10 protein-coding genes are annotated in these 12967 nt (G+C 42.1%); all 10 read right to left on the bottom strand.

Annotation, left to right across the window (positions count from 1 at the left end):
• Nucleotides 1-29 precede the first annotated feature (29 nt).
• The 10 genes from A0O21_RS07175 to A0O21_RS07225 all read right to left on the bottom strand — a co-directional run bounded on the left by A0O21_RS07175 (nucleotide 30) and on the right by A0O21_RS07225 (nucleotide 12941).
• On the bottom strand, nucleotides 30-392 hold the full coding sequence (locus A0O21_RS07175; protein ID WP_067063554.1) for a S1 RNA-binding domain-containing protein: 363 nt from the start codon (nucleotides 390-392) through the stop codon (nucleotides 30-32).
• A complete protein-coding gene (locus tag A0O21_RS07180) occupies nucleotides 392-1792 on the bottom strand; it encodes a Cof-type HAD-IIB family hydrolase (protein WP_067063558.1) in 1401 nt (466 codons plus the stop codon). Before A0O21_RS07180 ends, A0O21_RS07175 begins: the two co-directional genes overlap by 1 nt.
• 41 nt (nucleotides 1793-1833) lie before the next feature.
• Entirely contained in the window at nucleotides 1834-2475 is a 642-nt protein-coding gene (locus tag A0O21_RS07185) for a response regulator transcription factor (RefSeq protein ID WP_067063562.1), read from the bottom strand.
• Nucleotides 2476-3759: 1284 nt separating this feature from the next.
• Nucleotides 3760-4749, bottom strand: a complete 990-nt coding sequence (locus A0O21_RS07195; RefSeq protein ID WP_067063568.1) for an envelope stress sensor histidine kinase LiaS — start codon at nucleotides 4747-4749, stop codon at nucleotides 3760-3762.
• Entirely contained in the window at nucleotides 4746-5444 is a 699-nt protein-coding gene (gene liaF, locus A0O21_RS07200; RefSeq protein WP_067063571.1) for a cell wall-active antibiotics response protein LiaF, read from the bottom strand. Before liaF ends, A0O21_RS07195 begins: the two co-directional genes overlap by 4 nt.
• A gap of 110 nt (nucleotides 5445-5554) precedes the next feature.
• On the bottom strand, nucleotides 5555-7453 hold the full coding sequence (pknB, locus tag A0O21_RS07205) for a Stk1 family PASTA domain-containing Ser/Thr kinase (protein WP_067063575.1): 1899 nt from the start codon (nucleotides 7451-7453) through the stop codon (nucleotides 5555-5557).
• Nucleotides 7453-8190 carry a Stp1/IreP family PP2C-type Ser/Thr phosphatase gene (locus A0O21_RS07210; RefSeq protein ID WP_067063578.1) on the bottom strand — a complete coding sequence of 246 codons (738 nt, stop codon included), beginning with the start codon at nucleotides 8188-8190 and terminating at the stop codon, nucleotides 7453-7455. Before A0O21_RS07210 ends, pknB begins: the two co-directional genes overlap by 1 nt.
• Before the next feature lie 36 nt (nucleotides 8191-8226).
• Entirely contained in the window at nucleotides 8227-9549 is a 1323-nt protein-coding gene (gene rsmB, locus A0O21_RS07215) for a 16S rRNA (cytosine(967)-C(5))-methyltransferase RsmB (protein ID WP_067065225.1), read from the bottom strand.
• Nucleotides 9545-10477 (bottom strand): methionyl-tRNA formyltransferase, encoded by a 933-nt coding sequence (fmt, locus tag A0O21_RS07220; RefSeq protein ID WP_067063581.1) that lies wholly within the window; start codon nucleotides 10475-10477, stop codon nucleotides 9545-9547. The genes rsmB and fmt overlap by 5 nt, the downstream gene beginning before the upstream one ends.
• 73 nt (nucleotides 10478-10550) lie before the next feature.
• A complete protein-coding gene (locus A0O21_RS07225) occupies nucleotides 10551-12941 on the bottom strand; it encodes a primosomal protein N' (protein ID WP_067063585.1) in 2391 nt (796 codons plus the stop codon).
• Between the last annotated feature and the right edge of the window lie 26 nt (nucleotides 12942-12967).

Consider the following 12967-nt stretch of genomic DNA (forward strand, 5'->3'; position numbering starts at 1 on the left):
TTACTTAATATGCTCATCAAAAACGCCGCTTAGTAACTGTCTTGTTTTAGATAATGAACCGCTTCTTCAATCCAGACCGGCAGAGCTTCTGCTAAAGGTTTAAAACCAATCTTATACCGGCTGTTAGAAAAGCGATGGCGGTGGGAGAACCGATGCCTGTCTTCCTCTAAGGTCCGAAGAGACAGACTGACTTTGTGACTGTATTCATCGTAGTCAACAACTTGAGTCAGCACTTCTTGTCCGACGGTCAGTGTATGGTAAATATTATCAATATAGCCTGTTTTGATTTCAGATATGTGAATGAGTCCGACTGTGCCATTATCAAGTTCCACAAAAGCACCGTAGGGCTTAATGTTTGTAATCTTTCCTCTATGCTTTTCACCAATTTTCATCAGTCTTTGACCTCAATCGTTTTAATGATAACATCTGCAAACGGTTTATCCATGGCATCTGTCTCAACAGCTGCGATAGCATCTAGGACTTGATAGGATTCGTAATCCGCCAGCTGACCAAAAACCGTATGACGTCGGTCAAGATGAGGCGCTCCCCCCTTGTCAGCATAGGTCTTTGCAATAGTCTGCGGCCAGCCTCCCTGTGAAAGTTCCTGTGCACTGTAAGGAAGTTCGCTGTTTTGAACAATGAAGAACTGACTGCCGTTTGTATTCGGACCGGCATTTGCCATGGACAGAGCCCCGCGCAGATTATAGAGTTTTTCTGAAAATTCATCCGCAAAACTTTCTCCGTAGATGGACTGTCCGCCTCTGCCGGTACCGGTCGGATCGCCTCCCTGAATCATAAAATCCGGGATAATGCGGTGAAAAATGACATCATCATAATAACCTTCTTTAGCTAAGGCCAAAAAATTAGCAACAGCCTTTGGGGCCTCATCAGGGAAAAGTTTAACTGTCATATTTCCCATATTCGTTTTAATTGTTGCTTCAGAGCCAGAAAAGGCTGTCAGATCCAACTGAGGAAAGAGAGGTGTTTTATCAACCAAATTTAATTCCTGCAAGGCATGTAAAATCCCATCTTCCTCCACTGTTGCGGTGACGAAGTCTGCTTTTTCTTTGAGTTCCGGGACACTGTTGCCCATAGCCACTTTAAGGCCAGCGTAATCGAACATTTCCATATCGTTTGGACCGTCTCCAAAGTAAAGCAGATTTTCCGGCAGTAAATTTTCTTTTTCAAGGACATGGGCAACTCCGGAAGCTTTAGATACACCATTTTTGATGACATCTGATGAATTAGGATGCCAGCGAACAAAGCGCACATCCTTAGCCAATTCTTTAGGAGGCTGAAGACTGTCCCCTACTTCTTCGAAAGTCCACATATGATAAACATCATGCTTTAAGTGAAAATCCGGTTCGACATCACATTCCCCATAAACTGGCACTAGCGCATCATCCACCAGCTTAGCTCGCTCTGATACAGCCGGCTTATCTTTACCAGCAAAACCATAGGCTATTCCAATCTTTTTAGCCCAGTCTACATATTTTTTAGCAACATCAGGAGCAATAGGGTCATTTACAATTTCCTGTCCGTTCTTGTCACTGACGTAAGTCCCATTGATAGTGACAAAATAATCAGGATTGAGATCGCGAATTTCGGGAACAACCCCATAACTGGCTCTGCCTGAAGCAATCCCAGTCAAAATCCCCTGCTGCTTCAAACTTTTAAAAACAGTTTTGATAGACTCGGGCATATATCCCGTATCTTTGACACGCAGTGTATCATCGATATCAAAAAAGACAATCTTAATTTTTTTAGCCTTATCTTTAGTTCTTATATCCATAATCTACCCCTTCTAAGCAAAATCTTACTCTATTATATCACTTATTCCTCATCTTGGGGAACCAGGTGATGCTTGAAAGCGTAAACAACTGCTTGGGTGCGATCGTCAACCTCTAACTTGGCTAGGATATTAGAAACATGAGTTTTAACTGTCTTCAAAGAAATAAAAAGCTCATTGGCAATCGTTTGATTATCATAGCCTTTAGCAAGTAATTTTAAAATGTCATATTCTCTAGCAGTCAAATCTTCATGCAAATCAGGATTTTGATTATGCGCCTTGATTTTTTTATCAACTTCTGTTTCAATGGCCAGCTGCCCCTGAGCAACTTTTTTAATAGCATTTAAAATTTCAGCTGCACTGGACGTCTTTAGCATATAACCTTTTGCCCCGGCTTCGATGACCGGGTAAATTTTCTCATTATCCAAATAAGAAGTTAGAACCAAAATTTTAGCTTCTTCCCATTCTTTTAGCAAGGCTAAAGTTGCTGTTACACCGTCCATTTCCGGCATAACCAAATCCATAACCACAACATCAGGCTTAAGTTCTAAAGCCATATCAATCCCATCACGGCCATTAGAAGCCTCACCGACGACTTCTACGTCCGCCTGCAAATTTAAAAAACTCTTTAAACCTAAACGCACCATCTCATGATCATCTACCAAAATGACCCGGATTGTTTTCATACACAACTCCTTTAAACAAGCTACAAAGGGCGTTAAGAACGCAAAAGGAAAATAGGGGACTGACTGACGAATTGCCAGATGCTAAGTCAGAACATCTTTTTCCCGCAGCGTTTAGCCCGTGTTCAATTCAATAAGATACAAAGCCCGTTAAAAGAGCAAAGCAAAAATAGAAGACTGGACGAAGAGCCTCAAGGCTCTAGGACAGGCTGTCTTTTTTGCACAGCTCTTAGGGCGCGTTCAATTAACAAGATACAAAGCCCGTTAAGAACGCAAAAGGAAAATAGAGGACTGACTGACAAATCGCCAGATTTTAAGTCAGGACATCTTTTTCCCGCAGCGTTTAGCCCGTGTTCAATTCAATAAGATACAAAGCCCGTTAAAAGAGCAAAGCAAAAATAGAAGACTGGACGAAGAGCCTCAAGGCTCTAGGACAGGCTGTCTTTTTTGCACAGCTCTTAGGGCGTGTTCAATTAATAAGATACAAAGCCCGTTAAAAACGCAAAAGGAAAATAGGGGATGGCAAGTGATGCTTGCATCACGATGACAGCCATCTTTTTCCCGCAGCGTTTAGGGCGTGTTCAATTAACAAGATACAAAGAGCCCGTTAAAAACGCAAAAGGAAAATAGGGGATGGCAAGTGATGCTTGCATCACGATGACAGCCATCTTTTTCCCGCAGCGTTTAGGGCGTGTTCAATTAACAAGATACAAAGAGCCCGTTAAAAGAGCAAAGCAAAAATAGAAGACTGGACGAAGAGCCTCAAAGCTCTAGGACAGGCTGTCTTTTTTGCACAGCTCTTAGGGCGTGTTCAATTCATAAGATACAAAGCCCGTTAAAAGAGCAAAGCAAAAAGGCGGTAAGCCAGAAATCTTCGATTTCGTCTGCGCACCCCTGCCAAGACGACTAGAAGGGTGCGGGCGGCTCCTAAGACGACAAAGCCTTCAGACGGCTACGGCTGGCGGTAAGCCAGAAATCTTCGATTTCGTCTGCGCACCCCTGCCAAGACGACTAGAAAGATGCGGGCGGCTCCTAAGACGACAAAGCCTTCAGACGGCTACGGCTGGCGGTAAGCCAGAAATCTTCGATTTCGTCTGCGCACCCCTGCCAAGACAACTAGAAGGGTGCGGGCGGCTCCTAAGACGACAAAGCCTTCAGACGGCTACAGCCGGGATAGTACCGATAGCAGCCAGCTTGACTGGTTCACTTCCTGCGGTGTTTAGTCATTAACTGCTGCCTAGATCGATGTTAAGGGAGAAACTTCTGATCACCATCTAGCACTGCCCCTTATTTTATTAGGGGTAAGCGGATATCCATTGAGACTCCCTTATTTTTTTCACTAAGCGTTTTAATGGTTCCTGCCAAATCATCAACCCGGTCTTCAATATTCTTTAATCCATAGCTCAAATCTCTAGCTTCATCTGTATCAAACCCAATACCGTCATCAACCATTTTCAGCTGCAGCTCAGCGTCTGTCTGAAAGAGGTAAATTTCCAGACGGTTGGCCTGAGCATGCTTTAGAGTGTTGCTGATAAATTCCTGAACAATTCTAAAAATATGCTCTTCCATTGTCTTAGGAAGCTTTCCAATGTTTTTTTGATAAAACACTTCAATATCACTCTTATCTGTCAGCTCTTTGAGAATCATATCCAATCCTTCAGACAAAGACTTATTTTCTAACTCCGTCGGCCGCAGATGCAGTAATAAAATCCGCAAATCATTTTGAGCATTCTGCAGCATTTCTTCGACAGCTTCCAGCTGGAGGTGCAGCTGATCGGGAGTCAGCTGCTCTGTATTTTGAGATAGGCCGGATAAAATCATAGACGATGCAAACAGTTCCTGACTGACCGTATCATGTAAATCACGGGCAATCCGCTTTCTTTCTTGTTTGATAATTTCCTGACTATTTAAAATACGGGCATTTTCCGTATTTTGCAGACTTGTCGTTAGGTGTTCCATCTTTTTGGACAGGCGCAGCAAGTTGCTGTTGATTTCTGTGTTGCCATCTACCTTGACTGCCTTGTTATTTAATATATGACGTAAATTTTGGTTAATACTTCTTTTGCTGTTTTCATCTAGAACAAGCCAGAGGAATAAAAGGAGAATGGTGACAGATAAAATGAGGAAAACTACTGAGAAGAGAAATTGCTCAATAACCCAGATATCTGTCAGCAGAGAACTTAACTGCAAATTTAAGCTGCGAAGCAGAACAAAAATAATAGAAATAATGATAACACTGGAATACAGCAAAACAAGAAAATAATAATATTTCTTCATTGTCTCACCACCTCAACATCGCCTGCTAAGCTGGAGACAATAATTTTGACTGTTTTTAAGCTTCTCTGCTCCTCAGGCTGCCAGAGTTTAATCGTTTCATTGCGCAGATCATATTCTGCGAAATCAAAGAAACGCACACTGCCATAAATAGAACTGACATCCAGCTTAACTGAAACATCAATCGGAACCAGAATTTTAGTCGGTCCAAATACTTTACGGATAACAATAACATTATCTTTCCCTGTCACAATGACATCTGTCAAATCGATTAAATCACTCCCGCTGACACGGATAATATTCAAATCATCAAAAGCATAAGTATCCGAACTGGTATGTTCGGCCGCCCCTATCCATTGATTTCTGCTGGGCTTTGCGGTCAGCGTTTCTTTTTGAAACTGTATCAAAGCGTAACGATTTTTCTTTTTTACTTGTGAAAAATGGTTAATAATCACATAAACAACCCCAAATACAATAGCTAAAATAATATAGGGGTTCAGCATGAAAATTAAAAACAAGAGCAAAAGGCTGACCGTCAGTAAAAAATTATTGCGGCTGTCCTGATTATAGAAGCGCAGTGCCATTAAAACAATAGCTAAAATTAAAATAAAACTAGACCAATTATCTGCCAGAATAGTCACTAAGCCCATGGCCAGCAAGACCGCTTCGACAAGCAGAAAAAACTGAAACTTTCTCATCCTCTCTCCTTACTTCTGCCATTTTACCAAATTATAGCTAAATTTTCATCTGTTATTATCAAGAAAAAGCTCCGTTTACTTAGAATAAACGGAACTTTTTTTATCTTTTACTAATTTGATGATTCAGATGAAGAATCATCCGGACTTGAAGACGAACCATCTGAACTTTCTTCTGGTTCTTCTTCAGTCGAATCACTGCTTGAAGACGAACCATCTGAAGATGAAGAGGATCTTTCTGAATAATCCCCGCTTTGAGAAGAATATAGATAGAGGATAATGTCATCATTTCCGGAGAGGACAATTTCATAACCGGCCTCCGGACTCTGGCTGCTGATGACAGCTGTAAGTGATGGAGAGGTAATTTCGGTATAATCATTAGTATATGTCTTAATGCGTGAAGTCGAAATACCCAAACCTGTCAGCATATCAAGAGCATCGCCATAGGTATAGTCAGTTAAATCAGGCATCGTTACAGTATTGCTGCTGGCCACTTCAAACCTAATCTTATCATCACCGGCAGTATTGAAGGTCTCACCGGCTGCTGGAGTTTGGCTGACTATCGTATCTTCATCATAATAGTCTCCTGCTGCAACCTCCTTGATTTCAATCTGCGATGACGATACGCCATAGTTCTCTGTCAGACTGGCCATAGCCTCCTTATAATTCTGACCGGTATAATCTTCCATTGTAAAGGCCGAATTGCCGGTCGACACATAAATATCAACACGCGTTCCTTCCTTCTTTGATGAACCGGCGGCCGGATCAGTCCGAACAACCTTGCCTCTGTCCACAGTTGTACTTTCTATCTTATGAACATCGCCTACCTCCAGGCCTGAATTTTCAATTGTCTTCTTGGCAGCAGCTAGTGTCGAACCGGTCACATCAGGAACACTTACTGTAGATGGATTGCGCAGAATGACAAAGGCCAGCCAGGCCAAAGCAACAGCAAAAACAGCAAAGGCAATCTTGGCCACTGTACCAAGAAGTCGTTTCTGCTTTTTCGCTTTCTTCTTTTTATTAGGACTGCTCCCTTTAGTATCTGCTGCTGTACTCGCATTTTGAACAGCACTGCTTTCTTTTTCATCTGCTTCTGCAGTGACAGCAGAAGGTTCCGGAACCACTTTAGGTAAGGTCTTCGTATTTTCGTGGTCGTTAAAAACTAACTTGGGTTCGCGGCTGCGATTATAACTGAGAGCTGTCATTAGGTCCCGGCTCATCTCAAAAGTTGAAGAATAACGATCACTCAGCCGTTTCGCAGTAGCCTTAATAACGACATTTTCAAGAGCCTGGGGGACATTTTTATTCAGTCCAATAATTGACGGAAGCGGTTTTTGGAAATGCTGCAGTGCAATGGTAACAGCGCTGTCCCCATCATAGGGAATATGGCCTGTTAACATTTCAAAGAGCATGATGCCCATAGCATAGATGTCACTTTGAACCGTGGCTTTAGAACCGCGGGCTTGTTCAGGCGACAAATAATGCACACTCCCTAGCATTGAATTGGTCTGTGTCAAACTTGTTTCAGCAAAGGCAACGGCAATTCCAAAATCAGTAACTTTTACAGTTCCGTTTTTGGTCAGTAAAATATTTTGAGGTTTAAGATCCCGGTGAACAATCCCCTGCTGATGGGCCAGTGTCATGGCAGAAAGCACTTCTTCCATAATCCTGACAACTTCATTATTTGATAAAGGAGCGTGCTCTTGGATATATTTTTTTAGGTCGGACCCTTCAACATATTCCATTACTAAAAATTGCTGGCCGTCTTCTTCTCCAATATCGCGAATTGCAACAATATTAGGATGATTCAATTCAGCCATAGCTCGCGCTTCTCTCTGGAAACGCGTTACAGCAACCTGATCCGTCTGATAATTTGTCCTCAGTACTTTTATAGCAACTTCTTCATTATCTAAAATCAAGTCATTGGCTAAATAAACATCTGCCATCCCGCCCCGTCCAATGGATTTCAAAATACGATAACGACCAGCGAACAATTTGCCAATCTGAATCATTATTCTCCCTCACTTTCGACGTGAACTAAAGCAATGGTAATATTATCCAAACCTCCTCTATTATTAGCAAGCTCTACCAACTCCTTATTTTGATCATCAAGGGGAATATCTTTATTTAAAGTCGCAACAATTTCTTCGTTTGTCACCATATTTGTCAGCCCATCACTGTTGATAACCAAATAATCGCCAGTTTCCAGCCATATCTCTCCCAGTTCAGGTTCAACTGGGTTTGCCTGACCAATTGACTGAGTAATAATGTTTTTTTGCGGATGAGAGGCTGCTTCTTCTTCGGTCAGCTGACCAGCTTTAACCAATTCATTAACCAATGAATGGTCACTGGTCAGTAGCTGATAGCTTCCTTGTCGAACGTGTCCGATTCGCGAGTCACCAACATGGGCGTAGATAACATGATTGCCTACTAAAACCAAAGCTTCTACCGTTGTCCCCATTCCTTTATAATCCTCTGTCTGACCAAGGCTGAATATTTTCTGATTTTCAGCCTCAAGTGTAGCAGACAGCCATTGACGTATCTGTTCAGGGTCTGTTAATTCTGTCCCAACCCACTCACGACCAAGGTCTGTAACAGTCATCTCACTGGCAATATTACCTGCACGATGTCCTCCCATGCCATCAGCCAAAACGATAAGAGAAATACCTTTTTTGTTATCAAACTTATTGATAAAATCTTGATTATTTGAGCGTCTCTGCCCAATATCTGTTAAAAGTGAAATTTTCATAATCCTTTTCTGACCTTGTCAGTTTCCTCCTAGATATTACAAGATACGTTTGACTTGGCTGATAAAAAAGCCGTCTGTATGATACTGCTCAGGTGTAATGATAATACAGCCATCTTTAACAATATCTTTTTGTTTATGATTTAATGGTACTTGTTCAAAATCAGAATGCTTTTCCAAAAAGGTTTTAATAACTTGGAAATTTTCTTCTGCAAAAATCGTACAAGTGCTATAGGTTATTATACCACCTTTTCGTATTGTTTGACAAACGCTTTCCAATATTTGCAGCTGAATTTTTTGCAGGGCTGCAAGGTTCTGCAATTCTTTATTGTACTTAATGTCAGGCTTACGACGAATCAAGCCGATTCCTGAACAGGGGGCATCGACTAAAATTTTATCAAAGCTGTCTTTGCCAAAATAGTCGTGAACTTTTCTAGCATCCAATTTTCGTACAGAAATGCGGTCAGACACATGTAAACGCTTGGCGTTGTCAATAATCAGTTTTAACTTATGATCATATAAATCCAGTGCTTCTATATGCCCACTTGTCAAATAGGAAGCCATATGGGCAGCTTTACCACCCGGAGCACTGCAAGCATCCAAAATCGTTTCATCACCTTGAATGTTCATAATAGGTGCGACTAACTGGCTTGATTCATCCTGGATGGTAATATCGCCGTGAGAAAAATAAGCCGTCTCAGCAAAATGACCCGACGACTTGACCAGACCGACTGGAGAGATCTGCGAGCTAAGGGCACCTGTCGCAGCCATAATTTCCGATTTTTTTTGCGGATTGACAAGGCGGATACTGGCTTTGCTGCGAACAAGAAGGCTCGCCATTATATCCAGCCCCCGTTTTTCACCGTATTGTTCTATTAATTTTCTGACCAGCCAGACCGGCAGGGAATATTTCACAGAATAATATTTATTTTTTCGTTTTATACTGCTTATATCAGGCAGATTCCCTTCAGTCACACGGCGTAAAACAGCATTGACCAATTTCTCTGCTCCCCTTTGTCGGCTGCGTTTTTTAGCCAGTGCAACAGCTTCATTGACTACTGCATGATTAGGAATATTATCCAAATACAAAAGCTGATACAGACTCAGCAGTAAAAGATAATAAAGCCATTCTTCCAGTTTTGTCCGGTCTTGAATAAAATGCGATAGATACCATTCTAAAGTAATCTTGCGCGCCACTGTACCGTATACAAGTTCGGTAACCAGACTTTTGTCCTGACTTGTTAAGGAGGATTGTTTAAGATAGCGGTTAAGAACAATATTGGAATAAGCTTGTTCTTTAAAGATTTTTTCCAAAATCAGCAGAGCTGCACCGCGTGCTGATTTTTGCCAGCTGTTTTTAATCAAAAAAGTCACCTGCTTCAACTGTTCGGCCGACACCATTTAAAAAATCGGCGATGGGCATTTTCGGCTTGCCTGCCGGCTGAACAGTTTCAAGCGAAACAGCTCCCTGTCCGGCTGCGACAATCAATTTTTTCTTGCTCTTTTCAATAACTTGTCCCGGTTGTCCTTGACCAGATGCTAGAGAAACTTGGTGCAGCTTAATACGCTGTCCCGCCAGAAAAGTATGTGCTATCGGCCAAGGATACATGCCGCGAACCTGATTAAATACCGATCTGGCCGGCTGCTGCCAATCAATCCGCTCCTCTTCCGGACTGAGATTAGGTGAGAAACTGACCTTATCATTATCTTGAGGCTGAGCTTTAAGTTCTCCGGAAAGATAAGCCGGCAAAGTCTTTAGAAGCAGATCACGTCCCAAAACAGCCAGCTTATCAAAAAGTGTGCCAACATTATCATCATCCGAAATGGGGAGCGAAGCGTTGGCAATGATATCCCCCGCATCCATCTCCTTTACCATTTCCATAATCGTTACTCCTGTCTTCTTCTCGCCATTAATCAAAGCGTAATGAATCGGAGCGCCGCCGCGGTATTTAGGAAGCAGAGAAGCATGAACATTAACAGCAAAATCAACTGCTTCAAGCAGTTTGCTGGGCAGAAACTGACCGAAAGCTGCAGTTACGATTCCATCGGCACCTAATTCCAGCAGTTCAGCTAATTCCTTTGACCCTGAGAGTTTTTCTGGCTGAAAAACCGGTAAATCGTGCTCTAAAGCTAAATGCTTGACCGCAGAGGCCTCGATTTTTTTTCGCCGCCCCACAGCTCGATCAGGCTGAGTGACAACCGCTAAAATATCATAGGATTCAGAGTTTAAAAGTCCCTGCAGAATAGTTGCGGAAAAAGCGGGAGTCCCCATAAAAATAATCTTTGTCATGTTAATGCTTACCTCATCATACTCTTTTTTTCATTATATCACAGCAGCTTGCAATTCTCATCAAATGCAGGTCTCACATAAAATTCTGCGGTTCATGATCAATAGTTATTCGCAGATCTTTATTCTGACGGTCTTGAGTGAGGTCAAGAATCTGATTCAAAACAGCCTCCAGCTGTTCCTCAAACCGGTATTTAACCAAAATTTGGTAGTGATATAGGCGATGGGTTCTGGCAATCGGTTTTGGAGTTGGCCCCAGAATCTTCACCTGCTGACTTAATTGGTTCTTTAACAGCTGTAAAACATTATAAGCTTTTTCAATAACGACTTCTTCCATTTTATGCGAAAGTGTTAAACCCACTGTGTAATAGTAAGGAGGATAACCCAGTTGGCGGCGAATAGCCATTTCATAGCGGTAAAAAGCTTCGTAGTCTTGCTTTTGCGCCATCTCAATAGCATAATGTTTAGGATTATAGGTCTGAATCAAAACTTCTCCTTTTTTTTCTGCCCGGCCGGCCCGGCCAGCTACTTGAGTTAAAAGCTGAAAAGTCCGTTCGGAAGCTCTGAAATCAGGTAAATTAAGCGACGTGTCAGCATTTAGAACACCAACCAAGGTAACATTAGGAAAATCAAGCCCTTTTGCAATCATTTGAGTGCCCAGCAAAATATCAGCTTTATGCTGTCCGAATGCCTGAAGAATTTTTTCATGGGCTCCTTTTTTGCGCGTTGTATCAACATCCATACGCAAAATACGCGCTTCAGGCAAAACCTCTGTCAGTTCATTATAGGCTTTTTGGGTTCCTGTGCCGTAGTAACGAATACTCTGGCTGCCGCAGTTAGGACAGCGATGCGGAATTGCCTTTGTAAAACCGCAGTAATGGCAGTTCATTGTCTTTGTATCCATATGCAGGGTCAAAGAGATGTCACAGTTGGGACATTCGTCAACAAAACCACAGTCACGGCACATAATAAAACTAGAATAACCGCGGCGGTTGAGCATCAAAACAGTTTGCTCTTTTCGGTTTAAACGCTCTTTTATTTTATCCAAAAGAAGAGGAGTAAAATTGCTGACCTCCTGCCGACCGACATAGTCACGGAAATCTATAACCTGTACATTAGGAATTTCAGCCTTAGGATTGGCCCGTTTAGTTAACTGTAAAAAGCGGTAAACCTTCTTGCCGGCTCTAGCTCTGCTTTCAATACTTGGTGTTGCTGATCCCAAAAGAAGAACAGCCTGATGGTTTTGCGCACGCAGCAGGGCCACATCACGGGCGTGATAACGCGGATTGCTTTCTTGTTTATAGCTCGCTTCATGCTCCTCGTCAATAATAATCGCTCCGATATTTTCAAGCGGGGCAAAGACAGCCGAACGCGCTCCAACTACAACTTTGGCTTCACCTGATTTAATCTTGCGCCATTCGTCAAACCTCTCACCATCTGACAGTCCTGAATGCATTATGGCAACCTGTTCCCCGAAACGGGCAATAAAGCGGTTAGTCATCTGAGGTGTCAAAGAAATTTCCGGAACTAAGACAATAGCTGTCTTTCCCAATTTTAAAACATAATCAATAATATGCAGATAAACTTCTGTCTTCCCGGAACCAGTAATTCCTTCAAGCAAAAAAGGCTGGGAATTCTGCCCGATTTGTTCACATACTTTAGTTACCACACGATTTTGTTCGGAATTTAAAGTGAGAAAATCTTGCTGCTGCACATCAGCAAAATAAGCAGCAGATCGGCTCAGTTCACGCTCAAAAATCGTTATTAATTCCTCATTTATAAAAAATTTGCAGACCTCTCTGGAAAAATACTGATATAAGTCAGTCAGCCGGCCGTCCTCGGAATTAGCCAACAAATAGTCTTTTAGCGCCTGCCTCTTCTTAGCCCGGTTTGAAACAGTATAAGAGGCTAATTTAGACCGGTTAACATGGTAATATTTCTCTGTTTTAACGCTTTTCCTGTCTTTAGCCAGATAATCGACTGTAATTTTCCCTGCTTTAACGAGACGGCCAACTTGTTGCTGCCCTTTTTGATCAAGCTGAGAAAACAGCAGCGTATCTTTATCAGCAAAAATCTCCTTCTTTTCCTGAGCAGTCAGAGAAGCAGTCGGATGCAGACGCTTATCATACTGTGAATTCAAGAGTCCAGGCAGCATTGCTTTTAAGATTGAAATCTTATAGGAAAAAACACTTTTACGCATTTGATCAGCAAGCAAGAGCTGCTCACCATTTAAAACCGGCTCAAAATCTAAGATTTCAGCAATGTTTTTTACCTTTAAATCTTCGGCTGTTTCCTCTATCCCCACAACAAAACCTTGTAAAAGCCTGTCGCTGCGCCCAAATGGCACATGGACACGCGTCCCTACAGTAAGATCCTCTTCCAGTTCTTCAGGAATGGCATAGGAAAAGGGCTTATCGGTCTGCATTAAAGGGACATCAACTATAACCTGTGCTATACGAAAAACCATCTTACCTCCATAAACAAGATACAAAG

The organism is Streptococcus pantholopis (assembly GCF_001642085.1).
In the GTDB taxonomy this organism is placed as follows: domain Bacteria; phylum Bacillota; class Bacilli; order Lactobacillales; family Streptococcaceae; genus Streptococcus; species Streptococcus pantholopis.